The 22,823-nt window shown below is 74.1% G+C and carries 28 protein-coding genes; 13 read left to right on the forward strand and 15 right to left on the reverse strand.

Features of this window, described 5'->3' with window-relative positions:
- Positions 1-12 precede the first annotated feature (12 nt).
- Positions 13-591 (forward strand): suppressor of fused domain protein, encoded by a 579-nt coding sequence (locus tag ACQEVU_RS26185; protein ID WP_433327912.1) that lies wholly within the window; start codon positions 13-15, stop codon positions 589-591.
- Here the strand turns inward: ACQEVU_RS26185 and ACQEVU_RS26190 are convergent.
- Positions 571-1,365, reverse strand: coding sequence for an expansin EXLX1 family cellulose-binding protein (locus ACQEVU_RS26190; RefSeq protein WP_433327914.1), 795 nt, complete (start codon positions 1,363-1,365; stop codon positions 571-573). The two genes, ACQEVU_RS26185 and ACQEVU_RS26190, sit on opposite strands and share 21 nt — an antisense overlap.
- Positions 1,366-1,431: 66 nt before the next feature.
- Between ACQEVU_RS26190 and ACQEVU_RS26195 the strand changes: the two genes are divergently transcribed.
- Together ACQEVU_RS26195 and ACQEVU_RS26200 are read left to right on the forward strand one after the other, a co-directional pair.
- Positions 1,432-2,151 carry an HD domain-containing protein gene (locus ACQEVU_RS26195; protein ID WP_433327916.1) on the forward strand — a complete coding sequence of 240 codons (720 nt, stop codon included), beginning with the start codon at positions 1,432-1,434 and terminating at the stop codon, positions 2,149-2,151.
- 18 nt (positions 2,152-2,169) lie between these two features.
- On the forward strand, positions 2,170-2,484 hold the full coding sequence (locus tag ACQEVU_RS26200; RefSeq protein WP_433327918.1) for a hypothetical protein: 315 nt from the start codon (positions 2,170-2,172) through the stop codon (positions 2,482-2,484).
- On the opposite strand, the gene ACQEVU_RS26205 is transcribed toward ACQEVU_RS26200, so the two are convergent.
- The 3 genes from ACQEVU_RS26205 to ACQEVU_RS26215 all read right to left on the reverse strand — a co-directional run bounded on the left by ACQEVU_RS26205 (position 2,462) and on the right by ACQEVU_RS26215 (position 5,883).
- Positions 2,462-3,481, reverse strand: a complete 1,020-nt coding sequence (locus ACQEVU_RS26205; RefSeq protein WP_433327920.1) for a hypothetical protein — start codon at positions 3,479-3,481, stop codon at positions 2,462-2,464. The genes ACQEVU_RS26200 and ACQEVU_RS26205 overlap by 23 nt on opposite strands.
- Positions 3,482-3,677: 196 nt before the next feature.
- Complete coding sequence (locus tag ACQEVU_RS26210) at positions 3,678-5,147, reverse strand: DUF1996 domain-containing protein (protein WP_433327922.1); 1,470 nt, start codon at positions 5,145-5,147, stop codon at positions 3,678-3,680.
- Positions 5,148-5,445: 298 nt separating this feature from the next.
- The gene (locus ACQEVU_RS26215; RefSeq protein WP_433327924.1) at positions 5,446-5,883 is read right to left on the reverse strand and encodes a septum formation family protein; all 438 of its coding nucleotides are present in this window, start codon (positions 5,881-5,883) and stop codon (positions 5,446-5,448) included.
- Positions 5,884-6,069: 186 nt separating this feature from the next.
- On the opposite strand from ACQEVU_RS26215, the gene ACQEVU_RS26220 reads away from it, so the two are divergent.
- The 3 genes from ACQEVU_RS26220 to ACQEVU_RS26230 all read left to right on the forward strand — a co-directional run bounded on the left by ACQEVU_RS26220 (position 6,070) and on the right by ACQEVU_RS26230 (position 7,479).
- Positions 6,070-6,231 (forward strand): hypothetical protein, encoded by a 162-nt coding sequence (locus ACQEVU_RS26220; protein ID WP_433327926.1) that lies wholly within the window; start codon positions 6,070-6,072, stop codon positions 6,229-6,231.
- 98 nt (positions 6,232-6,329) lie between these two features.
- Positions 6,330-7,136: a hypothetical protein gene (locus tag ACQEVU_RS26225; protein WP_433327928.1), complete on the forward strand. Its 807-nt coding sequence runs from the start codon at positions 6,330-6,332 to the stop codon at positions 7,134-7,136.
- Positions 7,137-7,212: 76 nt separating this feature from the next.
- Positions 7,213-7,479: a hypothetical protein gene (locus ACQEVU_RS26230; protein WP_433327930.1), complete on the forward strand. Its 267-nt coding sequence runs from the start codon at positions 7,213-7,215 to the stop codon at positions 7,477-7,479.
- Positions 7,480-7,581: 102 nt separating this feature from the next.
- On the opposite strand, the gene ACQEVU_RS26235 is transcribed toward ACQEVU_RS26230, so the two are convergent.
- A complete protein-coding gene (locus ACQEVU_RS26235; protein WP_433327932.1) occupies positions 7,582-7,965 on the reverse strand; it encodes a histone-like nucleoid-structuring protein Lsr2 in 384 nt (127 codons plus the stop codon).
- 369 nt (positions 7,966-8,334) lie between these two features.
- Here ACQEVU_RS26235 and ACQEVU_RS26240 point away from each other — a divergent pair, with 369 nt between their 5' ends.
- From ACQEVU_RS26240 to ACQEVU_RS26255, 4 genes are all read left to right on the forward strand, one after another.
- Positions 8,335-8,700, forward strand: coding sequence for a hypothetical protein (locus tag ACQEVU_RS26240; RefSeq protein WP_433327934.1), 366 nt, complete (start codon positions 8,335-8,337; stop codon positions 8,698-8,700).
- Positions 8,697-9,041, forward strand: coding sequence for a winged helix-turn-helix domain-containing protein (locus ACQEVU_RS26245; RefSeq protein WP_433327936.1), 345 nt, complete (start codon positions 8,697-8,699; stop codon positions 9,039-9,041). Before ACQEVU_RS26240 ends, ACQEVU_RS26245 begins: the two co-directional genes overlap by 4 nt.
- A 10-nt stretch (positions 9,042-9,051) precedes the next feature.
- Positions 9,052-9,588: a hypothetical protein gene (locus ACQEVU_RS26250; protein WP_433327938.1), complete on the forward strand. Its 537-nt coding sequence runs from the start codon at positions 9,052-9,054 to the stop codon at positions 9,586-9,588.
- 80 nt (positions 9,589-9,668) lie between these two features.
- Positions 9,669-10,106: a hypothetical protein gene (locus ACQEVU_RS26255; protein ID WP_433327940.1), complete on the forward strand. Its 438-nt coding sequence runs from the start codon at positions 9,669-9,671 to the stop codon at positions 10,104-10,106.
- 23 nt (positions 10,107-10,129) lie between these two features.
- Here ACQEVU_RS26255 and ACQEVU_RS26260 read toward each other — a convergent pair whose 3' ends face one another.
- The 5 genes from ACQEVU_RS26260 to ACQEVU_RS26280 form a co-directional block, all read right to left on the reverse strand.
- Positions 10,130-10,780 (reverse strand): hypothetical protein, encoded by a 651-nt coding sequence (locus ACQEVU_RS26260; RefSeq protein WP_433327942.1) that lies wholly within the window; start codon positions 10,778-10,780, stop codon positions 10,130-10,132.
- 11 nt (positions 10,781-10,791) lie between these two features.
- Positions 10,792-11,691 (reverse strand): RNA polymerase sigma factor SigJ, encoded by a 900-nt coding sequence (gene sigJ, locus ACQEVU_RS26265; protein ID WP_433327944.1) that lies wholly within the window; start codon positions 11,689-11,691, stop codon positions 10,792-10,794.
- Positions 11,672-12,598, reverse strand: coding sequence for an NAD-dependent epimerase/dehydratase family protein (locus ACQEVU_RS26270; RefSeq protein ID WP_433327946.1), 927 nt, complete (start codon positions 12,596-12,598; stop codon positions 11,672-11,674). Before ACQEVU_RS26270 ends, sigJ begins: the two co-directional genes overlap by 20 nt.
- Positions 12,599-12,671: 73 nt before the next feature.
- Positions 12,672-15,065 carry an ABC transporter permease gene (locus tag ACQEVU_RS26275; protein WP_433327948.1) on the reverse strand — a complete coding sequence of 798 codons (2,394 nt, stop codon included), beginning with the start codon at positions 15,063-15,065 and terminating at the stop codon, positions 12,672-12,674.
- The gene (locus ACQEVU_RS26280) at positions 15,062-15,751 is read right to left on the reverse strand and encodes an ABC transporter ATP-binding protein (RefSeq protein ID WP_433327950.1); all 690 of its coding nucleotides are present in this window, start codon (positions 15,749-15,751) and stop codon (positions 15,062-15,064) included. Before ACQEVU_RS26280 ends, ACQEVU_RS26275 begins: the two co-directional genes overlap by 4 nt.
- A 153-nt stretch (positions 15,752-15,904) precedes the next feature.
- Between ACQEVU_RS26280 and ACQEVU_RS26285 the strand changes: the two genes are divergently transcribed.
- Together ACQEVU_RS26285 and ACQEVU_RS26290 are read left to right on the forward strand one after the other, a co-directional pair.
- Positions 15,905-17,203 (forward strand): sensor histidine kinase, encoded by a 1,299-nt coding sequence (locus ACQEVU_RS26285; protein ID WP_433327952.1) that lies wholly within the window; start codon positions 15,905-15,907, stop codon positions 17,201-17,203.
- A complete protein-coding gene (locus tag ACQEVU_RS26290; protein ID WP_433327954.1) occupies positions 17,200-17,877 on the forward strand; it encodes a response regulator in 678 nt (225 codons plus the stop codon). The genes ACQEVU_RS26285 and ACQEVU_RS26290 overlap by 4 nt, the downstream gene beginning before the upstream one ends.
- A gap of 11 nt (positions 17,878-17,888) precedes the next feature.
- Here the strand turns inward: ACQEVU_RS26290 and ACQEVU_RS26295 are convergent, their stop codons facing one another.
- On the reverse strand, positions 17,889-18,611 hold the full coding sequence (locus tag ACQEVU_RS26295) for a laminin G domain-containing protein (protein ID WP_433327956.1): 723 nt from the start codon (positions 18,609-18,611) through the stop codon (positions 17,889-17,891).
- A gap of 407 nt (positions 18,612-19,018) precedes the next feature.
- Here ACQEVU_RS26295 and ACQEVU_RS26300 point away from each other — a divergent pair, with 407 nt between their 5' ends.
- Positions 19,019-19,894 carry an alpha/beta fold hydrolase gene (locus ACQEVU_RS26300; RefSeq protein WP_433335092.1) on the forward strand — a complete coding sequence of 292 codons (876 nt, stop codon included), beginning with the start codon at positions 19,019-19,021 and terminating at the stop codon, positions 19,892-19,894.
- A gap of 557 nt (positions 19,895-20,451) precedes the next feature.
- Here ACQEVU_RS26300 and ACQEVU_RS26305 read toward each other — a convergent pair.
- From ACQEVU_RS26305 to ACQEVU_RS26320, 4 genes are all read right to left on the reverse strand, one after another.
- Positions 20,452-20,871, reverse strand: a complete 420-nt coding sequence (locus ACQEVU_RS26305; RefSeq protein ID WP_433327958.1) for a hypothetical protein — start codon at positions 20,869-20,871, stop codon at positions 20,452-20,454.
- A complete protein-coding gene (gene trpD / locus ACQEVU_RS26310; protein ID WP_433327960.1) occupies positions 20,840-21,916 on the reverse strand; it encodes an anthranilate phosphoribosyltransferase in 1,077 nt (358 codons plus the stop codon). The genes ACQEVU_RS26305 and trpD overlap by 32 nt, the downstream gene beginning before the upstream one ends.
- Before the next feature lie 159 nt (positions 21,917-22,075).
- Positions 22,076-22,462 (reverse strand): VOC family protein, encoded by a 387-nt coding sequence (locus tag ACQEVU_RS26315; protein ID WP_433327962.1) that lies wholly within the window; start codon positions 22,460-22,462, stop codon positions 22,076-22,078.
- Entirely contained in the window at positions 22,459-22,755 is a 297-nt protein-coding gene (locus ACQEVU_RS26320) for an ArsR/SmtB family transcription factor (RefSeq protein ID WP_433335094.1), read from the reverse strand. The genes ACQEVU_RS26315 and ACQEVU_RS26320 overlap by 4 nt, the downstream gene beginning before the upstream one ends.
- Positions 22,756-22,823 lie beyond the last annotated feature (68 nt).

The following is a 22,823-nucleotide window of genomic DNA, read 5'->3' on the forward strand; positions in this document are numbered from 1 at the left end:
TGATCGGCTCCCATGAGCGGGCTGATCGAGCACCTGGAGTCGCACCTCGGCGAGATCGTCAGCGGGTACCGCGGCGACGACACCACGCCCGCGGGGGTGCTCGTGGCGCAGTTCGCGCCGGACCGGCCCTGGCCGGGGATGACGACGCTGGCCACCGCGGGGCTGTCGAAGCATCACCTGCGCCAGGACGACGGGCGGCCGGGGATGCGCATCGAGCTGGTCGTGCACCTGCCGAGCGAGGACCTGCCGGACAACGCCGCGGGGGTGCTGTTCCAGATCGCGGAGATGATCATCGAGGACGGGGTGGCGCCGCCGCGCGGGACCGTGTTCGGGCCGGGAGACGGGCCCGTGTTCGGGCGGGGGGATCTCACGGCGCTGGTGATCTACGAGCCGCTGATGATGCCGGAGTCGTTCATCACCGCGGCCGAGGGCGACACCGAGATCATGATGACGTGGCTGGTGCCGATCACCGGCGACGAGGCGGCGTTCGTGCGGGAGGAGGGGGCGCCGGCACTGTTCGACCTGTTCCGGGAGGCCGGGGCCGATCCGGACGACCTGGAGCGGGAGTCGCTAGCAGTGGGCGGCGAGTGAGGACGGCGGGGACGAGGGCACCGCGGGGGCCGACGACTCCACTGTGGACGGAGGGGGGGACGGGGACGCGGAGGGCGAGGGGGACGGGCCGCCGTACAGCAGCGTCTGCGTCGCCTGGAAGTCGTTACGGCCCAGCGCCAGGCCGGTGACCTCGGCCTGGTGGCCGTAGGCGTCGGAGATGCGCAGCGTCACCGGGGCCGCCACCGCGCCCGGCGGGGCCGTCCACGTGTTGTCCTCGCCGTGGCGCAGGGCGGCCCAGCCCGACGGCGTCTGCAGCTCCACTGTGGACAGCGGATTGCCGTGGTTGTTCACGATCGCGGTCAGCGACGAGTACGCGGTGCCGCCCTTCAGCTTCACCGACAGCGGGCCGACCTGCGGGTCGCGGACCGTCGCGTACGTCACCGGGATGATGCCGGCGCTCAGCGCACCGATCCGCGAGAACGCGCCCTTGCCGAGGTCGACCTTGCCCGCGGGGCAGCTCGGGCACAGGTCCACGACCTGGACCCGGGTCGTGCCGTTGGGGCCGGTGACGTCGAGGTAGGTGCCGCAGCCCTTGCCGCCGGCGTACTCCGCCCGGCCGACCGCGGCGTAGGCGCCGTCCGGGGGCGTGCCGAGGTTGCACATGCCGTTCTTGCCGGCCGAGTAGTACGACGCCTGGCCGCCGGCCGCGCACGCGGCGCTGCCGCCGACCTGCGTCGCCAGGACCACGGCCACGACCGACGCGACGACGACGGTGGCGGCGGGCAGGACCCAGCGCAGGTGACGGCGGTTCATGGCGGGCATCGTAGCGCCCCGGTCATCGGCCTCCGAAAATTCGGTGGCGTCTGGTAATCCATACGCATGGAATTCCCGTCGTACCTCGGAACCATGCCGATGCACGCGATTACGGAAATCTATGGCGAATCGGGGCTGAGGGAGCGGTACCGCCTCGAAATCGAGCGTTTCGGCCCGCACGACCGGGAGCGGCTCGCCGCGGCCCTGGCCCTCGCCGCCGAGCTGCACCGGGAGGACCGGCGGGTGCGGGAGCCGTACCTCAACCACCTGCTGCGCGTCGCGATCCGCATCATGCATCACTACGACGTGTCCGATGTGGACGTCATCGCGGCCGCCGTCCTGCACGACGCCGTGGAGGATCATCCCGACGAGCTGGCGGCGCTCGGCGAGGCGGCCGGGACCGGCACCGAGGACGCCCTGGCCGTGCTCGCCGAGCGGTTCGGGGAGCGCACCGCGCGGCTCGTCGCGGCGGTCACCAATCCCGTGTACGACCCGTCGTTCGACCGCTACGAGCAGTACCGCGAGCACGTCCGGGAGAGCCTCGAGCGCGAGCCGTGGGCGCGCGTGATCAAGGTCTCCGACTTCACCGACAACGGCGTCGGTGTGATCCACACCACGGGGCCGAAGGTGGAACGTTCGGCCACGAAGTACCGCCCCATGGTCCCCGTGCTGCGTGAACTCGTCGCGCGGCCGGACACGCCCCTCTCGCGGCTCGTGAAGCAGCACATCTTCCGCCAGCTCGACCTCGCCGAGGAGCGGTTCGCGGCCATTCTTGACGGGCGGTGAATATGCGAAGGTATCCACGTGACAATGGTCGAACTCGCGGTCGGCTGGCTCGCCTCGCATCTGTGGAGCCGCGGCCGGGCGGAGCCCGCCGAGCCCGCGATCGAGCAGCAGCTGCGCGGGCTGGCCGGGCTGGTGCGGGCCAAGCTTGAGGACGATCCGGCGCTGGCCACGCTCGAGCGGGAGGCGGCGGGCTCGCCGACCCCGAGCGCCGGCACCCGCCGCCGCGTCGTGCAGGCCCTCGAGGACGCCGTCTGGACCGACCCGACCTTCGGCGAGGCCCTCGCCGCGACCGTGGAGCGGCTGCAGCCGGTCATGCCCCAGCCGGTCGACTGACGCCCACTTCCGTCACGTCGTCGAGCAGGTCGCGGAACGACCCGTAGGCCCGCTCGGCCCGCCCGTCCCGGTCGAGGCGCAGGACCCGCTCGGTCTCGCCGGTCGTCGCGGCCAGGGTCCAGCCCTCGCCGCTGCGGCCGACCCCCAGGTGGCCGCCGGGGGCCGGCTCGCCGGTCGGGGCCAGGCCCAGGCGCCAGGCGTGGCCGGGGAACCGGGCCAGGTGCAGCTCGGGGGCGTCACGCAGCAGCAGCCACTTCGCGATGCGCGAGCGCAGCAGGTACGCGGCGGGCAGCCGCCGCGCGTAGTGGCCGGCCACGGCGTCGAGGAACGCCGGCGGGTCGGTGCGCAGGCGGGCGTGCGGGAAGCGCTGCGCGAAGCGGTCGGCGCCGGCGCGCTCCGGCGGCCACAGCTCGGCGGCGGACCAGCGCAGCAGCGCGGCGCCCGGCGGGTCGGCCGCGGCGGACAGGAGCGCGGCCGGGTCCGGGTGCGGCAGCGGCGGGTAGCGGGCGAAGACGGCCTCCAGGGAGAAGCCGGGCCGGGCCAGCTCGCGTTCCAGCTCGGTGGCGGCGATGCGGACCGCGTCGAACGGGCCGGGGCGGACCAGCAGACCGGCGCCGAAGACCGCCCCGGTGCGCTCCCAGAGACGGACACACTGGATCCGTTCGTACTCCGACGTCGGATCGCCGCGCTCGGCCCGGTACGCGGCCACGGCTGAGGAGTGGGGTACGCCGGCGACCGTGCCGCCGGCCGCGGCGAGCAGGACCTCGTCGTCGTTCGCGGCCAGCGTCGGCAGCGCGCTGAAGAGCAGGTCGCGGCGGCGCAGCGCCGGGCAGTCCAGCAGCGCGCCCAGGTCGCCCAGGCGGCAGGCGACGAAGCGGACGTGCTCCAGGGCCGGCAGGCGGGGCATCGTCGCGACCTCGCCGCCGACGACGGTGAGCCGCCGCGGGCCGGGGCCGCCCGCCAGACCCGCCAGGGCCGCGGGGTCCACGACTGTCATGGCCGGCAGCGTGCCACCACGGGCTGACGGCGGCCTGAAACGGCGACCGTCCGGCCCGCCGCGGTGACTGCGCGCGGACGCCGCAGGCCCGGGAGTCACGGACCGCGCCCACGGCGGGCGTCGCGGTAGCTCATGTCTGGATCGACAAGAACGGGGGTGGCGCTGGCGGGCGCCACCCCCGTTGCTCTGCGGCCGGTCAGCCGCCGGTGAAGCTCGGGGTCGTGCCGCACTTGGCCTTCTGGTCCAGGCAGATGCGCACCAGCGGGCCGAGGTTCTCCGGCTTCCAGGCGTTCATGAAGTCGCCGTGCATCGACGAGGCCATGCCCGAGGACAGCGCCAGGCCGTCGCCGCCGAGGGACTCGTAGTTGACCATGAACGACAGGTTCGGGACGGCGACCGGGTAGTCGCCCTGGCACTTGCCGTTCTGCATGCCGCCCATGTGCGACTTGTGGTCCGGCGAGTCGATGTGCTTGCCGTCCCAGCAGTCCTGGAACGTCAGCTGGAAGATCAGGTTGCCGCCCGGCGCGCAGACCGGCCAGTTGCCGTCGGCGCTGCGCCCGGTCTCGGCGCTGCCCGCGCACCAGAACTGGCCGCTCGCGCCCTTCGGCGTGGCCACCTGCCGCTTCGCGTCGCCCTGCACCATCACGAGGCCGGGCGGGAACGGCACCACGACCGACGGGTCGGCGAGGCGCGATCCGTAGTACACGCGGAAGCTCTTGATCTTCACCGGCTGGCCGTTCAGCGTCAGCTGCGGCACCCAGTAGGCGCTGTTGTCGCCCTTGGCGTTGCAGTTGGTACTGCGGGCCGCGATGTCGGCCGGCTTGGTCGCGGCGTCGACCGTGGGCCCGAAGAACGTGTGCATGTGCGAGGCGCCCGGCAGGCCCGGGAACACGATCGGGTCGTCCTTGGCCTCGTTCGACACCGCACAGTCGGTGTGGAACTCGGCGACCCGGGTCGTGCCGGCCGGCACCGGGACCGGCTGGATGGCGTGGAACGCGTCGAGCTCCCGCTGCCACGCGGCCTGGTCGACGTCGACCCAGCCGGCGGCCGGGGGCGCCCCGGTGGTGCCGGTCGCGGTCGGCGCGGCGCTCGTCGGCGGGGCCACCGTCGCCGTCGCCGGCGGCCGGGTGCCGGCGCCGAGGGCGAACCAGTTGACGTTGACGAAGTCGCTGCCCTGCGCGCTCTTCATGACCGCGACCAGGGACTGCGGGCCGGACGGGACCCGCGCGGCCTTCGCCGTGACGGTGGTCCACTTCTGCCAGCCGCCGGTGTACGCGACCGGGAACGTCGCGAGCAGCTCGCCGGCGGGCGAGCCGAGGTGCAGCTCGATCGACCCGCCGGCCTTGTTGTTGGCCGCGATGCGGGCGGAGAGGTCCGCACCGCCGATGGTGACGTTGTCGTACCGCAGCCAGTCCCCCGACGCCAGCCAGCCGACGTTCTTGCCGCCGCCGGTGTCGGCCGTGTTCTCCGTCTGGGCGCCGGACTGCGCCGAGAAGTTCTCGGCCTCGATCCTGCCGGCCGCCCCGACCTCGTCGGCGCTGGCGTTGGCGAGGTAGATGCCGCCGGTGGCGCCGAGCGCCACGACGACCGCGGCCCCGAGCAGTACGCGCGTCGCCCGGCGCCTTGCGGGCCGGTCTGGGCCGACGCGCCCTGAGTCAGTTCGCATTTCGATCCTTTGTCTTGCTGCCGCCCACATCGGCCGGCATGCGCTTCCAGGTTCGTTGCGAACTGAAGTATGTGCAGCTCAGACCCTTAATTCAAGTGACAAAGGAAGAATTAGAAATGGTCGCCACGGCGATCGCGGCGGGGCGTGCGGGTTCACGGTCGATTACGCTTTTTCCAAAATTCCTGGCTTAAGTTTGGCTTAACGCATCGGCGGACTTCCCGTGACCGCGTCGTGACGCGGGGTCGCGGTTCGTCTCGCTGCGGCGGCCCGGGCGCGGACCCCCTCGGCGTGAGGCGCGTCAGTCGGGCACGTCGCCGAGGCCGCGGACGGAGCCGGTCACCCTGTGGTGGAGCAACACCCAGCACCGGGCGCTGCGATCCCCGCCGGCCCAGGTCGACGGCTCGCCGGTCGGCACGGCGCCGGCGGTGACGTCGCGCCGGCTCATCAGGTCCGCGGACATGGCCGTGTACACGCGGGCCCGGTCCCGGCACCCGTCGCCGAACGCCGCATCCAGCGCCGCTGCCGTCTCCGGGAACCCGGGCGCCGCCGACTCGGCCACCCCGGCGAACTCCATGACGTCGCAGCGGTACCACCGCGCCCCGGTCCCCCACTGCTCGGCCGTGGGGACGAACAGCACCAGCGACGTGTGCAGGGCGCGCCAGTCCGCGCCGAGGTAGCCGTCGGCGGCCCGCCCGCATCCGGTCTTCGCCGCCATCGGCCACTGCCGCCCGGTCACCCGTGATCTCCTTCCGCCCGGGCGGCATTCTGCCACCCGCGCCGGTTCGAGGGCCGCCCGAGCTCCGGCGCCGTCCATGAACAGACCGCCGAACGTTCACCGCGCGCGCATTGAGCTCGACGCCGAGCGCGTGACATAGATGAAGGCCGACGTGCCGGGTGGCGCGCTCCCGAGCTGGAGGCCTTCATGACAGCACTACGTCCGACGCGCGCGCGGCGGTCGTCCGCGGCGATGGTTGCGCTGGGCACCGCCTGCGCCGGGGCGCTGGCCCTGCCGGCCGCGGGCCTGGCCGCCACACCGGGCGACAGTCTGCCGTTCGCGTCGGCTCGCTGCGCGGCCGGGTCCTGACCCTGCTCTCCGGCGACGCCGGCACCCGTACCGAGTACCGGCGCGACGTCGGGTACCACCCCGCGGTCGCGGTCAACGCGCGCGGCCAGGTCGTGGAGGTGCACGACTCGGGGGCCGGCGCGCTGTGGTACTGGACCGGCACCTACGGCGCCGACAGCCGGATCACGTGGCTGCGCCACGGCCGCTACGACTCGGGGACCACCCCAGCGGTCGCGCTGAACGACAGCGGTCAGCTGGTCGAGGTGCACAAGTCACAGACCGCGGACACGCTGTGGTACCACGTCGGCACGATCGGCGCCGACGGCGAGATCGCCTGGTCGCCCAGCCACCAGTACGACTCGGGGGTCCTGCCCACGATCCGGTTCACCAGCGGCGGCACCACGCTGCGGGAGGTCCACCACAGCCAGTCGAACAACCAGAACTGGAACTGGACCGGCACCCTCAACGCCGGCGCGACGACGGTGTCGTGGAGCGCGAACGGCAAGACCTCGGACGCCCTGTTCGACACGGCGACCTCGGCGGCCGGGAGCGCGCGGGTCTCGGTGCGCACCGGCACCGACGGCGCCGCACCCGCCCAGACGCTGCTGTACTCGACCGGCCTGACCAGCTCGGAGCGGATCCGCTACGTCCCGACCGCGTTCGACGAGTACCAGGCCGGGGACGCCGCCGTCCTCCAGGAAGGTGCGCTGTTCTACGCCTCGACCGCGACCAACAGCGCCTTCATCACCGCGGCCCGCCAGGGCGGCCACATCGTTCGCGGCTGGGACTTCGACAGCGCGGGCTACGCGACGAACCCGCTGGCCAACTACCCGGCGACGAACCACCCCTCGGACAGCTGGTACACCAGCCTGCTCACCCAGTCCGGCGCGGTCTCGCAGCACCGGTCGGTTCGGCGTTTCAGCTGATCAGGCGGCCGCGAAGACCGACCTGCGCGGCGGTTCCTCACCGTGGCGCCGGCCGGCGCTCGTCTGGCTGGGCGAGGTGTCGTTCGCCTTCTACCTGGTGCAGATCCTGGTGATCACGAACGTGCTGCGGCTGGTACACCCCGACGGCGGCGGCTGGCCGCCGGCGCAGGCCGCGTTGGTCATCGCCGGCTTCTTCGCCGGGTGCCTGTTCTGCTCCTGGCCGCTGTTCCAGTTCGTCGAGAAGCCGATGGTGAAGGTGCTCGGCCCGCGCCGCCGGCCCCGGCCGTCCGAGCCGTCCCCGCTGGAGGCGCCGGCCGGTTCCGCGGGCCGTCGCTTCGGGTGACGTCTCAGGTGGTGACCCAGGTCCCGTCCGCCGCGACCGTGACCGTGACGGACGCCCGGGCTGTTGTCGGCGAAGTCGGGTCGGCTGGGAGACGCGACCGGATCAGGTCGTCCCGGCGCCGGCCGGGCGGTTGTCAGCGGCGTGGGCCGCGCGGTACTGCTCGACGATCTCGCGTTTGAGCCGGCCCAGCCGCGGCACCTCGATGCCCTGACCGGCCGCCCACTCCCGGATCGTGCGGTTCTCCTCGCGGCCGGCGGCCCGGGCTGCGTGGGTGCGGGCCGCGTTGGGCTGGAACAGCGGCCGTGGCCCACTGCGTACCCGGCGCCCCGCACCGATGAACGGCGCCAGCGCGTCGCGCAGCTGCTCGGCATGGCGCGCGGACAGGTCGATCTCGTACTGGACTCGGTCAAGGCCGAACCGCACGGTCTCGGCGGCCGGGGTGCCGTCGAGGTCGTCGACGTGTTCGTGAACGATCCGCTTCGCCATCTGAACCTGCCCTCTCCGCAATCGGCTGGACGGTGATGTGTGATGCCGGCGCGGAGCATTCGCGACGGGCGCCAGATCGTTCGGACCCTAACGCATGCGATCGGTCGCCGCAGCGCAGCGACTCCCGGTTCGGGTTTCGCTTGCGGGCCATGATCGGCCTCCCGCACGCGAACCGACGTCCACCGCCAGTGGCATGAGGCTTCCGTCTCGCGTTTCCGTCATGTACTTTCCAAAGAGAAAGTACGTGACAGGGGGAGCGTCATGCGGGATGCGGCACAAGGTCCGGAAGCGCTGCGGCGGCTGAGGGAGCAGAGGAGCCGGCTGGCGGACCGCCTGCGGCCGCCGTGGTGGTACCTGACCGGTGGCGCCATGCTGTTCGCACTGGCCTTCGCGTTCCCGTTCATGTCGCGGTACCTCCCGCCCGGGGTTCGCCTCTGGCCCCTGCTGGTCGCCGCGCTGGTGGTGGCCTGGCTGCTGCAATGGGGCCTGGCCCGGGCCACCGGCATATCCGTAGGGTTCCCGGACCTCACCTATCGGCCGGGCCGCCCCGCACGGATCGCGATGCTCGTCGTGAGCCTCGTCGCGCTCGTGGCCGAACACGTCCTGATCGATCGCGGTCAGCTCGTGGCCGCGGTCGCCGTCGCCGCCCTCGCGGTCGTGGCGGGGGTGGTCAGCATGCAGGCCGCACTTCGAGGGATCCGCGAATCGTTGCGCACCGGCGGAGGGGCGCCGTGACCGCAAAGCCGGACCCGCTCATCCACCCGATCACCCGGTTGTCGATCTGCGGGCTGCTGGCGGCCGGCGCGGACTGGGTCGAGTTCGCCGCGCTGCGTGACGCCGCCGGGATCAGCGACTCGGTACTGTCGAAACAGTCCCGCGCGCTCGAAGACGCCGGGTACATCGAGGTCCGCAAGGGCGCGATCGGCCGGCGGCCGCGCACGTGGTTTCGGCTCACCGCGGAAGGCCGCCGGGCGGTGGAGGGGCATCTGGCCTGGCTGGCTCAGCTGCAGGAGACATTCTCCGCCGGCACCCAGGACACGCCGCTTGACGGCGCCCGGCATCCGGGTGCGGTCTAGAGTCTCGTGCATGGACGCCGCTGCCTGGCAGGCACCACCCATGGATGTCCTCGGCCGGACGGTGCCGATCCAGCAGTTCGTCGCACAGACCGGGCGGGCGGTCGTCGCGTTGGAGCACGCGGTGGCGTTCCGCGAGGGCTGCGTCCTCGCGCTGCACCTGGCCGTCCGCCGGGAAGCGCTGGACGACTCGGCCTGGGAAGGCGTGGTTGGCAGCCACTACGGGGCCGAGCCCGAGGGCGGCCTGAAGTTCGGCGTCCGCTTTCCCGACGGCTCGGCAGCCACGACCGTCGAGCATCCGTTTCCGGGCTGGGCCCGCCCCACCGACAAGCCCGAACGTCCCATGCTCGTCGAGGCCGGCAGCGAGTCTTCCAGCGACGAGCGGAACTATCGCTGCCATCAGCGGCTCTGGCTCTGGCCCCTCCCGCCGCCGGTTGCCTTCGAGCTCGTCGTCGAGTGGCGCAACGTCGGCATCGGGCAGGCCTCCGCCACCGTCGATGGACACGCCGTCGTCGGCGCGGCGCAGCACGCCGCGCCGTTCTGGGTCTGACGCCGACGGCGCGGCACCACGCGCCGCCGGCGGGCGAATCGGCTTGACGCGGCACGCGATCGGCTCGACGCTGGCTGATCGTGACACTGGCGCGAATGGAGCTCGGCTCGGGTCGGCAGATCCGGCTGTCCGAGCTGCACCTGAAGTCGACCTACGGCGGGCTCATCGAGGGGTACCCGATGGCGCGCCTGAACGACCGGCTCGTCGCCGGGCTGGCCGAGCGGGCCGGGCGCCTGCTCCCCCGCGCGCCGGTCCACGTGGTCGAGGCGGTGCGGAGGCGGGCCGAGGACGACGGGTCGTGGCCGCGGGCCTTCGGGCCGCCGGAGTACCTGCCGGCGGTCACCTGCATGGGCCGGTTCGACTCCACGCCGGTCGCCGCGCTGGACCCGGTGCTGCACTACTCCAAGCTGGTCGTCGTCTGGTTCCAGGATGATGCCGTCGTCCCGAGCGGCTCGGACCTTCCCGCCGGGCTGCGCGACGTGCGGTGGGACGACCTGGCGCAGGACGAGGAGATCTGATGGGCCGCGTGACACGGGTCGAGCTAATCGCCGAGGCGGGCGTACAGCTTGCGGAGGTGGGCGTCGACCTGGGCGCGGTCGTACCCGCGCAGCACGACGACCAGGTCGGGGTTCTCCAGCTCCTGCCGCAGCTCGGCGCGCTGGGCCGGGTCGCCCGAGAGCAGGGCGTCGCCGGCGCGGCGCAGGAGGTTGTCGACGCGGCCGGGCTCGTAGCCGCGCAGGACCGTCAGGAAGTTCACGTGGTCGCCGCGGCGGGCTATGCGGTTGTCGAAGCGCGGGCCGGCGTACCGGCGCAGGGCCTCGATGATCTCGTCCTGGGACTCCTTGACCTCGTCCAGCTTCAGCACGACGCGGTCGCCGGGCTCCAGGAGCAGGTGGGGGCCGGACATGGCCGGCGGGGTCGGCTCGTCGAGCACGATGTGGTCCAGGTCGGTCCACGCGACCGTGCCGCCGTCGCGCAGGGTCAGGCCGTCCTCGGCGATGACGAACCGGAACGGGCGGAACTCGTCGCGCAGCAGCACGCCGCCGATCGCCAGGGCCAGGGCGCCGCACAGCGCGTAGACGACCGTCGTCGCGGTGTTGGCGGCGCCCCAGGCGCAGACGACCGCGACGAGGCCGAAGACGATCACGAGGACGGCCAGGCCCGTCGACCGCCGGCGGCGGTGCAGCTCCATGCGTCGACACCCTAGTCGGGGGTGCGGGCCAGGTCCGACACCGGGCCCAGGTGGGCGAGCTTGTCCGGGTTGACCACGCAGCGGACGGTTTCGACCGTGCCGCCGGCGATCGACAGGTCGAAGACCGCGACCACGCGCGACTGGGCGTCGTAGCACACCGCGCCGGGGCGGGCGTTGACCCACGCCGGGCGCAGCGTCACGCCGAGCCGGCCGCCGCGGCGGAACAGGCCGGCGAGCAGGCGGGCCACCGGCCCGCGACCCGACGTCGGGTGGGGGGCGACCTGGGCCTTGCCGCCGCCGTCGCCCTGCATGACGACGTCGGGGGCCAGCATGCTCAGCAGGGAGTCCAGGTCGCCGCCGGCGGCCGCCGCGAAGAAGCGGCGGGACAGCTCCTCGGCCTCGCCGCGCCGCTCCGGTTCCGCCGGCGGGGCGGCCGAGATGCGGTGCCGGGCGCGGGCGAAGATCTGGCGGCAGTTGACCTCCGACTTGCCGGTCAGGCGGGCCACGTCCGGGTAGGCGTAGCCGAAGACCTCGCGCAGCATGAAGACGGCCCGCTCGACCGGCGACAGGTGCTCCAGCATGACCAGGAACGCCATCGACAGGGCGTCGGCCAGCTCGGCGTGCTCCGCGGGGCCGCCGGAGGCGACGACGACCGGTTCCGGGAGCCACTCCCCCACGTACGTCTCGCGGCGCACCCGCGCCGAGCGCAGGTGGTTGATGGCCAGGCGCGTCACGGCCGTGGTCAGGTACGCCTTCAGGTCGGCGACCACCGTGCCGGCCCGGCGCGCCCGGGTCAGGCCCAGGTACGCGTCCTGGACGATGTCCTCGGCGTCGCCGACGGCGCCCGTCATGCCGTAGGCGATGGAGAACAGCAGCGGTCGGTACGCCGCCTCATCCGCGGGCCCAGGCACGGAACCCCTCCCGCCAGCTCGGGTAGCGCGGCTCCCAGCCGAGCTCCTTACGGGCCTTGGCGTTGGACGCGCCGCGGGCCGTGGTCATCTGGGCGAGCACGAAGTCGCCCGCGAGGGGCCGGGCCAGCCACGCCGGCAGGCGCAGCGGGGGCTTGGCGCCGGCGACCTCGGCCAGGTACGGCAGCCATTCGCTGACCGGGGCCGGGTCGTCGTCGACGATGTTGTACGCCCCGGGGGCGCCCCGCTCGACGGCGGCCAGGGTCGCCGACGCGGCGTCGGCGGCCTCGATGAACGACCAGACGCCGGTCCCGGCGCCGACGATCGGGACCTGCCGCTTGCGCACGCCGTCCAGCATCGGCTCGGAGGCGCCGGGGCCGTAGAAGGTGCCGTACCGCAGCACGATCCCCTCCGTCGCCCGCTCCGGCACGACGCGGTCCACGTAGCGGATCGCCGCGATGGTGCGCGCCGCCGACGGGACCGGGTGCTGCTCCACCGGGTCGTCCTCGGTCTTGACCGGGCCGCCCGACTGCTCGTACACGAAGTTGTGACCCTGCGCGACGACCCGCCGCGTGCCGGCCCGCGCGGCCGCCTCGAGCAGGTTGTCGGTGCCCCGGGTGCGCAGCTCGTTGGTGGCGGCGAACACCCGGTCGACCCGGCGCAGGCTGCGCATCGCGGCCAGGGCGGTCATCTGGTGCACGATCACCTCCGGGCGGGCCGCCAGCACGGCCGCGACGACGGCGTCGCGGTCCAGGCCGTCGACGACGACCGCGGCGGCGCCCGTCGCCCGCAGGCCGGCCACGTTGCCGGGCGAGCGGGTGGTGGCCGTGACCTCGTGGCCGGCGGCGACCAGGCCGGGCACCAGGTGCCGGCCCAGCACCCCCGTCGCGCCCGTGACGAAGACTCGCATGACATGCCCCTTCCGCGTGGTGCTTTCCCTTGAAGACAAAGCACCACGCGGAACCGTGACAGATCCGGGCCGGCTATTCGGTGCGCAGGGCCCGGGCGGTGCTCGTACGGGCCGCCCAGCCCGCCGGCAGCAGGGCCCCGGCCAGGGCGATCACCAGGCCGCCGAGGAAGAGGCCGGACAGCAGCAGCGGGGAGTACACCTGCAGGATATGCGGCGGGAAGCGCGTCCCGGCGGCGTGGCCCATCCGGGGCAGGATCCAGTCGTGCACGGCGATCCCGGCCGGCACCCCGACCAGGCCGGCCAGCAGCCCGATGCCGGCGACCGACGTGAGGACCATCGCCACGGTCTGGCGCGGGGCCATCCCGAGCGCCTTGAACACGCCGAGCTCGTGGACGCGCTCGCGGGTCTCCAGCACCACGGTGTTGAGCACGCCGAGGCCGGCCACGGCGACGAGCAGCAGCGTGAGCGTGCCGGCCAGGGTGTCCATGGCCACGACCGTGCTGCTGATCTCGCCGACGTTGAGGTCGGCCTCGCCGCCCTTGTTCTGGATCTTCTGGTTGACGTCGTCGATCCACGCCCGCACGTCGGTGCCGTCGGCCACGTCGACGTGGAGCTCCTCGGGCCCGAACGTGTCCCTGAGGTCGAGGCCGGACACCGAGCGGGCGTCGGTGACGATCCGGCGGCCGTCGTCGCTGAGGTCCATGACCTCGCCGACGATGCGGACGGTGGCGGTGTGGCCGGCGTTGCTCAGCGTGAGCGTGTCGCCGATCTTCACCCCGGCCGAGTCGAGCAACGCGGTGGGCACGACCGCCTCCCCCGGTCCGTCGAACCAGCGGCCGGAGATGATTTCGTACGTCCCCCAGCTCGCGTCGCCGTCGAACATCACGACCTGGGTGGAGCCGGTGATCCCGGCGACGTTGAGCTCGCCCATGTTGCGGCCGAAGTACCGCACCGTGCCCGGCTCCGCCTTGATCGCCGCCTCGATCGCGGCCCGGTCCGGTGGCGGCGGCGGCTGCGCGCCGGGCCCGCCCGGGCCGATCTCCATCCGTCCCGTCATGTTCACGATGACGTCGCCGGCGTCGCGGCGGTTCAGCGCCGTCTGCACGCCGCCGACGGACAGGGCCAGGCCGACGCCGAACGTGACGCCGAGCGCGCCGAGGGCGACCGCGGCCGCGATCGTCGCCGAGCGGCCGGGCCGCGTGAACGGCGTGGCCAGGCCGAGGCTCATCGGCCGGGGCAGCGGCAGGCGGCCGAGCAGGTGCCGGGCGCGCCGGCCGCGGCCGAGCGACGGGGTGCGCCCGACGGCGAGGGCGTCGACGGTGCGCAGCCGCCCGGCCCGCAGCGCCGGCACGAACGCGGTCGCCACGACGGCGGCGAGGGCGGCCAGCGGTACCACCACGGAAACCCACCAGTCGAGGGCGGCCGCGCCGGTCCCGAACGCGTCGCCCTCCTCGGCCAGCACCGGGATCGCGGCGAGGTTGCCCAGCGGGACGCCCAGCACCGCGCCGCGCGCCGCCGGCAGCAGCGCCTGGCCGACGTAGGCGCGGGCGACCTGCGCCGGGGTGTAGCCGAGGGCCTTGAGGATGCCGATGCGCCGGGTGGCGGAGCTGACCGCGCCGCTGACGACGATGCCGATGATGAGCACCGACATGACCAGGCCGAGGACGCCGAACGCGACGACGAACGGCGCGAACGTGGCCGCCACCTTCTCGGCGTCGGTCTTGACCCGCAGGTAGGAGGCGGTGCCCAGCAGCGCTCCCGGCGGTACCGCGGCGGAGATGACGTCCCGGTCGGCCGTCAGGTCGGCGTCGGTGTCGTGGCTGGCGAACCGGTAGAGCATCTGGTAGCCGGCCGGGTTCGATCCGGTCAGGGCCGTCACCGTGGCCGGGGTCGCCCATGCCTGGGCGGTGCGGCCCACCGAGCGGGCCAGGCCGACGACCTTCAGCGTCGGCGCGCCGGGCGCCGACGGGAACTGCAGTTCGTCGCCGACCGCGAACGGGCCCTTGCGGCCGTCGCCGGCGCCGGCGATGACGATCTCGCCGGGGCCGGCGGCCCAGCGGCCGTCGCTGAGCTCGAGGCGGTCGACGTCGGCGCCCGCGTCGGGCCGCCCGACGATCGTCATCGCCGGCAGGTCGACGCCGGGCGGCGGCGCGAACTCGCGCCGGGTGACGGTGCGCGGCTGCAGGTCGACGGTCGGGAACGGCCCGGCGGCGGCCGTCACCCCGGGCGCGTGCGCGGTGGCCGACAGCTGCGCGGCGGTGGCCTTGGCCGCGTCGAACTGGGCGGCGAGGTGCGCGCCCTGCTGGCGGGCGAACGCCCGCGCGAACGGCTCCGACGAGGCGACGAGCAGCCCGACGGCCAGGACGGAGGCGGTGACGGCGAGCAGCGTCGTGAGGGTCATGACGACCGTCTGGACGCGTCGCCGCCCGACCCCGGAGCGCACGACCCGCCCGAGCCCGCCGCTCATCCCGTCACCGCCCCGGCGGCGAGCCGGCCGTCGACGAGGGAGATGGTGCGGGTCGCGCACGCCTCGGCCAGGGCCAGGTCGTGGGTCACCAGCAGCAGCGTCTGGCCGTCGCGGTTGAGCTCGGTGAGCAGCTGGCGTACCTCCTGGCCGGACGCGGTGTCCAGGGCACCGGTCGGCTCGTCGGCCAGCAGCAGCGGCGGGCGGTTCATGAGCGCCCGGGCGACGGCGACGCGCTGGCGCTCGCCGCCGGACAGCCGCCCCGGGAACGCCTTGGCGTGGCGGGCGACGCCGAGGTACGTCAGCAGCTCGTCGGCCCGCGCCAGCGCCTGCTGCCGCGCTACCCCGGACAGCTGCGCCGGCAGCAGCACGTTGTCGAGCACCGTCAGGTCGTCGAGCAGGTTGAAGAACTGGAAGATCATGCCGATGCGGCGGCGCCGGTACTGCGCGGAGGCCGCCTCCCCGAGCCGGTCCACCCGCACCCCGTCGACGGTCACGGTGCCGCTGGACGGCTTGTCGAGCCCGGCGATGAGGTTGAGCAGCGTCGACTTGCCGCTGCCGGACGGCCCGAGGACGGCGAGGGCCTCGCCGGCGCGCACCCGCAGGGTGAGCCCGGACAGCGCCGCGGTCCCGCCGTCGTACTGCTTGGTCACGTCGTCGAATTCGATGAGTACGCCTGCTTCGGTCATGGTTGCGGACGCTATTGCCGCGCCCTGGCCGGGCACGTCGGCCGCGGTGGCGGTTTCGCGTCGCCCGCGGTGCGGATGCCGCGCGGCGTCATCATTGCGATGTACGCACCGGTCCGGACGCGCCGCCGCCCGCCCGTCGGCGAGACTGGGCGGGTGAGTTGGCGGGAGCGCGTACGGCGGTGGTGGGCCGCCGCGGTGGCGTGGCTGCGGGTGGTGACCCCGGGCCAGCCGCCCCGGCTGAGCGGATGGGCGTGGGCCGCGGACATCATCCTGGCCGTCCTGCTGGGCGCCGGCGCGGTCAACGGGGCCGCCGAGCCGCTGCACGGCAACCCGGACAGGGCGATGCAGGCCGAGGTCGACCTCAGGTGGGAGCCGCCGGACGCCCCGCCCGCACCGTACCCCGTCTTCCGCCCGCTGCCGCCGCCCGACCGGCCGGACGACGCTCGCGGCGGGCTGCTCGTCGTCGCCGCGCTGACCGCGCTGCCGCTCGCCGCCCGCCGGCGCTATCCCCTGGCGTCGTTCCTGGTCATCGCGGCGTGCGCGTTCCGGGTGTACCACATGAACGCCGACCCGACGTGGACCGTCGTCGCCTCCGTGATCGCCGCCTACAGCGCCCCGATGTACAGCCGGTACCGCAACCTCGCGGTCGCCAGCGTCGTGGCCGCCGCCGCGCTCGTCATCGGGTACAACCACGACAACCTGCCCGGCCTGCCGTCGGGCCTGGTGACGTTCGTGCTGCTGTCGTCGGTCGGGCTGGCCGCGAACGCCATCCACACGTGGCGGCAGCGGGCCCGGACCCTCGAACGGGAGCATGAGGCGGCGACCCGCCTGGCCGTCGACCGGGAGCGGGCCCGGCTGGCCCGCGAGCTGCACGACGTCGTGACCCACAACGTGAGCGTCATGGTGGTGCAGGCCGGCGCGGCCCGCAAGGTCATGGACACCGCGCCGGAGATGGCGAAGGAGGCGCTGCTCGCGGTCGAGGCCGGCGGGCGGGCCGCGATGACGGAGCTGCGCCAGGTGATCGGGCTGCTCACCGTCGACAACGACGGCACCGACCTGGCGCCGCAGCCCGGCCTGGCGCAGATCGCCGGCCTGGCCGCCCGCGTCCGGGAGACCGGCGTGCCGGTCACCGTGTCGCTGGAGACCCCGGACGTGTCGCCGGGCGTCGGGCTGGCCGCCTACCGGGTCGTCCAGGAGGCGCTCACCAACGCGGTCAAGCACGCCTCCGGGGCGAGGGTGCACGTCGGCGTCACGGCCTCGGATACGGTACTGCGGGTCGAGGTCGTCGACGACGGCGGCACCCCCGAGCCCGGCGCGCACGGCAGCGGCCGCGGCCTGACCGGGCTGCGCGAGCGGCTCGCGGTCTACGGCGGGACGCTGAGCGCGGGCCCGCGCCCCACCGGCGGGTACCGCGTCGTGGCCGAGATCCCACTGACCGAGGAGAGCGTTTGAGCACCGGGGCGCTGCGCGTGGTGATCGCCGACGACCAGGCGCTGGTGCGCACCGGCTTCCGGATGATCCTCACCGCCGACGGGATCGAGGTCGTCGCGGAGGCGGCCAACGGCGTCGAGGCCGTCGAGGCGGTGCGGCGCATGGTGCCGGACGTGGTGCTCATGGACGTACGGATGCCGGAGATGGACGGGCTCGAGGCGACCCGGCGCATCCTGTCCGCCGACGCGGCGGCCGCGCCCCGGGTCGTCATCCTCACGACGTTCGACCTGGACCGGTACGTGTACGCGGCGCTGTCGGCCGGGGCGAGCGGCTTCCTGCTCAAGGACGTCAGCCCGGAGCAGCTCGTCGCGGCGGTACGCCTGGTCCGCGCCGGCGACGCCCTGCTGGCCCCCACGATCACGCGGCGGCTCATCGAGCGCTACGCCTCGCGCGACGAGCGCACCGCAACCCTGCATCGCGACCTGTCGACGCTGACCCCGCGGGAGGTGGAGGTCCTGGCGCTGCTGGCCCGCGGCCTGTCCAACGCCGAACTGGCGACGCGGCTGCACCTCAGCGACGCGACGGTGAAGACCCACGTGGCGCGGATCCTCTCCAAGCTGCGGCTGCGCGACCGGGCCCAGGCGATCGTCGTCGCCTACGAGACGGGCCTGGTCACGCCCGGTTCTGCCCGGTAGGCCCCGTGTTCTCAGCGGGCTTCGAGCTGCACGTAGTCGAGGTCGCCGGCGTAGTAGTCGCAGCCGACGCCGACCTGGTCGCAGGCCGTCTTGCCGCCGATGGACAGGGGCCAGGAGTTGGCGATGTACCCGGTGCGCCCCAGCCGCTTCGCCTCGACCCGCCCGTCGACGGCGAGCGTGAGCCCGTCCGCGATCCGCTCGCACCGCACGGTGTGCCAGTTCCCGTCGTTGAGCCGGCTGCGCGACGACACGATGAGCGACCCGCGGTCCCCGCGGAACAGGCACTGCACGATCCCGTTGGGAATCTGCAGCTTGAAGTTCCCGCCGTCGACGGTGGCCTGCCCCTTCTGCACGATGTTGCCGAAGTGGTACTGCGTGCGCAGCCGCACGGTCACCGCGAAGTCCCGCCCGCCGGGGTTGAGCGCCGGCGCACTGCCGACGGTCGCGAGATGCCGCGGATGCGTCGGCGGGGTGTCGGGCTCGAGCCGCGTGAACCGGTACCCGGTGGCGTTGCTCGTGCTCACGCCGGTGATCACCTCGGAGCCGACGACGCCGTTGAGGCCGTGGCCGGAGCTGTCGACCATGGTCCGCGCCCCGGGCCGCTCGTTCATGTCGTACCGGGCGACCGTCGACCCGCCCGCTTCATCGCTGGCCCCCGCCGCCCCGGCGGTCCCGGCGAGCACCGCCACGGTGGTGACCCCGACGACGACGGCAAACCGCCCACGACTGCGCATGTTGTCTCCCCCGCTCCAACGCCCCGTGGCCCCATCCTAATTGCCCGGATATTTCGGATATGCCGGGCACGCCGTTTTGGTTGCTTTTTTCGCCTTTCCACAGACGACGCCCGCCCGCGTCTTCGGCCCCCGCCTTGGCTCACGCCCGATGGCCGCTCCCGGCCTGTCCCGCCCCGCCCGGCGCGTCGACCACCGATCGCGCCGCCGCCCGCCGCCGCGAGTCACGGCACCGCGGCCGCAGTGGGGTTCTAGGAGCGCGCCGGTGGCCGGAACGGACCCGGATCGCCGACGGCTGCGATGATCGATGCGTGCAGCCCACCCAGCCCCGGCGCATCTTCTCCTGCGGCCCGGACGACCTGCTGAGCGACGACGACCTCCAGGCCGCCACCCCCGGGCCGGTGCGGCCGCTGCGACGAGTCGAGGTCCGGCGCGGCGACGTCACGCTCTCCTGTCTCACCGGCGGCGCGGCCGGCGGGGAGCCGGTGGTGCTGCTGCACGGCCTGGGCGGCGCGGCCGAGGAGATGCGCCCGACCGCCGAAGCGCTGGCGCCCCGATACCGGGTCGTCGCGATCGACCAGCGCGGCCACGGCCACAGCACGCGGCGCCCCGAGGACGTGTCGCGGCGGGCGTACGTCGACGACGTCGCCGCCGTGATCGAGCGGCTCTTCGGCGGGCGGCCGGTGGCGGTCGTCGGGCAGTCGATGGGCGGGCACACGGCGATGCTGACGGCCGCGTGGTACCCGGGGCTGGTGAGCCGGCTCGTCATGCTCGAGGCCGGCGTCGGGGGGACCGAGCCCGGGGACGAGGACTACCCGGCGCGGCTCGGGCGGTGGTTCGCCGGGTGGCCGGTGCCGTTTCGCGATCGGGAGGCGGCGGTCGAGTACCTCGGCGGGACGCCGATCGCGCGGGCGTTCGCCGCCGACCTCGAGGAGCACGCCGACGGGTTTCGGGCCCGGTTCGACGCCGACGTCATGGAGCGCGCGATCGAGGGCGTGGCGGGCGAGGCACGGTGGGGCGAGTGGGGCTCGATCGGCGTGCCGACGCTGCTGGTGCGGGGCGAGCGTGGGACCACCTCGGGCGCGGAGCATGCGCGGATGCGTGACGCGCGCGAGCATGCGCGGATGCGTGACGCGCGCGAGCATGCGCGGATGCGTGACGCGCGCGGGCGTGTGCGGTGCGTGCTCGTTGCTGACGCCGGGCACGACGTCCACCTCGATGCCCCCGTTGCGTGGGTCGAACTGCTTGCGGGATTCCTGGACGCCGCGTCCGTGGCGGGCCGATAAATCCACGGTACAGGACCCCAAAAAACTGGATCTTGCGATGTGACCCGCCATCACCGCGCCGACACGCTGAGCAATTCTGCCAGTTCCCCGGCGCCTGGGCGGGGGCGGCGGCGCGCAGGAGAGGCAGGGCGGCGGTGGCCAGTTCGGCGACCGCCGTCGCCGTCCAGCCGGGGCGGGACGAGAGCGCGAGCAGGGCGTCCGCGGCGGCCAGGCGGACCGGGAGGCGATCGTTGGCCAAGGTGTACGCCAGCGTCAGCGCCATCGCCGGGCCCGGCGGGCCGCCGGCGACCGACACCGCGGCGAGCACGGCCGTGCCGAAGTCGCCCCTGTCGTGCAGTAACACAGCGAACGGCTGGATGTGGGCGGCGGCCAGCTCGCGGTGGGACGGGGTGACCATGGGTAGCGGCCGTTCGCGAGGCGGGCGGGGGGCTCGCGCGGGTCGTCACGACGGCGGGAAAGCCGGGGGCGTCGAGCATGGCCAGGCGGGTCGGGCCCCACGGGATGTCCTCGGTCCACGTGCGCGCCCAGCAACGCCTCCGTCAACGGCCACGGCGAGATCAGCGAGCGGCCCAGCGCACGAGGCCCCGCGCCACCGTCGTGCGCCACGCCGCACCGCGGACCCGCAGCAGCACGGCGGCGGCGCCGGCGAGCACGTCGCGAGGGGTGTCGGCGACCCACGGCTCGTGCGCGGCCCGGACCGCGTCGGCGGCGCGCTCAGTGCAGGCCAGGATCGCGGCGCCGCGTACCCCGCGGCGCGCGAGGTACTCCGCGAGGCCGCGCCGGAACGCGGGCGCCTCGGCGGCCGTGTGCCCGCCGCCGAACCGGGCCCGCCACGTGAGCTCGTCCATGTGCGGGTCGAACGAGTCCAGCGTCGCCCGCAGCTGCGGGCGCTCGGACGGGGTCGCGGCCGCGAGCGCTTCGGCGAGCCCGTCGAGGTCGGCGGCGTCAATGCGGGCCCGGACCGCTTCCCACGGCACCGGCCGCAGCGTACCCGGCGTGCGCCTGCGCCGTGGTCACCCACCGGGCCAGGGTGGTGGCCGCGGCGCCGGAGTCGACGGCGGCCGCGCAGCGCTCCAGCTGGTGCCGGAGGCGCTGCAGGAGCGGGCCGTCGTCGAAGGTGGCGAGCGCGGCGGCGGCGTTGAGCAGCACGGCGTCGCGGACCGCGCCGGGGCGGCCGGCCAGCAGGTCGTGGACGACCCGGGCGTTGGCCTCGGCGTCGCCGCCGCGCAGCGCCCCGGGGGCCGGGTGCGGGATGCCGAGGGCGGCCGGGTCGAGGACCTCGCGGTGGGCGGCGCCGTCGCGGACGGTCCAGACCTGTGACGTCGTCGCGGTGCTGAGCTTGTCGAGGCCGTCGTCGCCGCGCACGACGAGGGCACGGGCGCCGCGGGCGCGCAGTACCTCGGCGAGCAGCGGCAGCATCGCGGCGAAGGCGACGCCGACGAGGCGGTGGGTGGGTGCGGCCGGGTTGATGAGCGGGCCGAGGGCGTTGAACACGGTCGGCACGCCCAGCTCGCGGCGCACCGGGGACGCGTGGCGCATGCCGGGGTGGACCTGCGCCGCGAAGAGGAACGTGATCCCGGCGTCCACGGCGACGGCGGCGTGCGCTGCCGGCGTGAGATCCAGCGGTACACCCAGCCGCTCCACGACATCGGCGGACCCGGCGCTCGTCGCGGACGCCGCCCGGCCACCGTGCTTGACGACCCGCGCGCCGGCGGCGGCGGCGACGATCGCGGCCATCGTGGAGATGTTCACGGCGTTGGTGCCGTCGCCGCCGGTGCCGGCGATGTCGAGGGTGGGGCCGGGGATGGGCACGGCGGGCGCGGCGTCCAGCAGGGCGTCGGCGAACCCGCCGAGCTCGTCCGCGGTCTCGCCCTTGGCCCGCAGCGCGACGAGGAGCGCGGCCAGCTGGGCGGGGGTGGCGTCGCCGCGGACCACCTCGCCCATGGCCCAGGCAGCGGCGCCGGCGGTGAGGTCGTGCCCGGCGAGCAGCCGGTCCAGCAGCGTCGGCCAAGCGTTGTGCAACGGGGTGTCCTTCCGGTCGGGGGCGGCCCGGCACCGTGGACACGGAAACGGCCGCCCGGTCAGGGCGGCCGTGGGTGCATGAGGAGGGTGGGCCGCCCTACGGGGCGCGCCACCAACCGGTCATGCACGGGGTCACGCGGACACTCTAGCGCCGGTCCGCTACTGGGCGGCGATCTGGATGAGGTTGCCGCAGGTGTCGTCGAAGACGGCGGTGGTGACCGGGCCCATCTGGGTCGGCGGCTGGGTGAAGACGACGCCGGCGGCGACGAGCCGGTCGTACTCCTTCTGCACGTCGTCGACGGCGAACGACGTCCACGGGATGCCGTCGGCGACGAGGGCGTCCTTGAACGGCTTGACCGCCGGGTGCGAGTCGGGCTCGAGGACGAGCTCGACGCCGTCGGGCAGCTCGGGCGAGACGACGGTGAGCCAGCTGACGCCGGGGCCCAGCGGGATGTCGTGCTTCTTCTCGAAGCCGAGGACCTCGGTGTAGAAGCGCAGGGCCTTGGCCTGGTCGTCGACCAGCACGCTGGCCAGATTGATCTTCATGGGTTCTCCTTCGGACGCCAACGGTTGACGATCGCCTCGAGCGGGGCGGGGTCGATGTGGTGGAACTTGTACCGCCCCTCGCGGCGGGTCCGCACCAGCCCGGCCGACTCGAGGACGTCCAGGTGCTGGGAGATCGCCTGCCGGGACGAGGCGATGCCGTGCTGCATGGCCAGCCGGCCGCACAGCTCGAACAGCGTCTGCCCGTCGCGCTCGCTCAGCTCGTCGAGGATGATGCGCCGCGTCGGGTCGGCGATCGCCCGGAAGAGGTCGCCGTCCGCCACGCCGGCCAGCATACGCAAGTGGCGACTTGCCTATCAAGCCCGCCACACTCGCGGGCATGAGCTGGCCGAGGTCGACCTCG

It is taken from the genome of Dactylosporangium sp. CA-139066, assembly GCF_050936175.1.
In the GTDB taxonomy this organism is placed as follows: Bacteria; Actinomycetota; Actinomycetes; order Mycobacteriales; family Micromonosporaceae; genus Dactylosporangium.

Bases quoted from the DNA above. Each gene is read 5' to 3' on its own strand.
- ACQEVU_RS26295 (WP_433327956.1), bottom strand. From the start codon at position 18,611: ATGCGCAGTCGTGGGCGGTTTGCCGTCGTCGTCGGGGTCACCACCGTG.
- ACQEVU_RS26260 (WP_433327942.1), bottom strand. From the start codon at position 10,780: ATGGAGCTGCACCGCCGCCGGCGGTCGACGGGCCTGGCCGTCCTCGTG.
- ACQEVU_RS26220 (WP_433327926.1), top strand. From the start codon at position 6,070: ATGACAGCACTACGTCCGACGCGCGCGCGGCGGTCGTCCGCGGCGATG.
- ACQEVU_RS26250 (WP_433327938.1), top strand. From the start codon at position 9,052: ATGGACGCCGCTGCCTGGCAGGCACCACCCATGGATGTCCTCGGCCGG.
- ACQEVU_RS26190 (WP_433327914.1), bottom strand. From the start codon at position 1,365: ATGAACCGCCGTCACCTGCGCTGGGTCCTGCCCGCCGCCACCGTCGTC.
- ACQEVU_RS26205 (WP_433327920.1), bottom strand. From the start codon at position 3,481: ATGACAGTCGTGGACCCCGCGGCCCTGGCGGGTCTGGCGGGCGGCCCC.
- ACQEVU_RS26240 (WP_433327934.1), top strand. From the start codon at position 8,335: ATGCTGTTCGCACTGGCCTTCGCGTTCCCGTTCATGTCGCGGTACCTC.
- ACQEVU_RS26235 (WP_433327932.1), bottom strand. From the start codon at position 7,965: ATGGCGAAGCGGATCGTTCACGAACACGTCGACGACCTCGACGGCACC.
- ACQEVU_RS26275 (WP_433327948.1), bottom strand. From the start codon at position 15,065: ATGAGCGGCGGGCTCGGGCGGGTCGTGCGCTCCGGGGTCGGGCGGCGA.
- ACQEVU_RS26280 (WP_433327950.1), bottom strand. From the start codon at position 15,751: ATGACCGAAGCAGGCGTACTCATCGAATTCGACGACGTGACCAAGCAG.
- ACQEVU_RS26315 (WP_433327962.1), bottom strand. From the start codon at position 22,462: ATGAAGATCAATCTGGCCAGCGTGCTGGTCGACGACCAGGCCAAGGCC.
- ACQEVU_RS26195 (WP_433327916.1), top strand. From the start codon at position 1,432: ATGGAATTCCCGTCGTACCTCGGAACCATGCCGATGCACGCGATTACG.
- ACQEVU_RS26320 (WP_433335094.1), bottom strand. From the start codon at position 22,755: ATGCTGGCCGGCGTGGCGGACGGCGACCTCTTCCGGGCGATCGCCGAC.
- ACQEVU_RS26210 (WP_433327922.1), bottom strand. From the start codon at position 5,147: ATGCGAACTGACTCAGGGCGCGTCGGCCCAGACCGGCCCGCAAGGCGC.
- ACQEVU_RS26185 (WP_433327912.1), top strand. From the start codon at position 13: ATGAGCGGGCTGATCGAGCACCTGGAGTCGCACCTCGGCGAGATCGTC.
- ACQEVU_RS26270 (WP_433327946.1), bottom strand. From the start codon at position 12,598: ATGCGAGTCTTCGTCACGGGCGCGACGGGGGTGCTGGGCCGGCACCTG.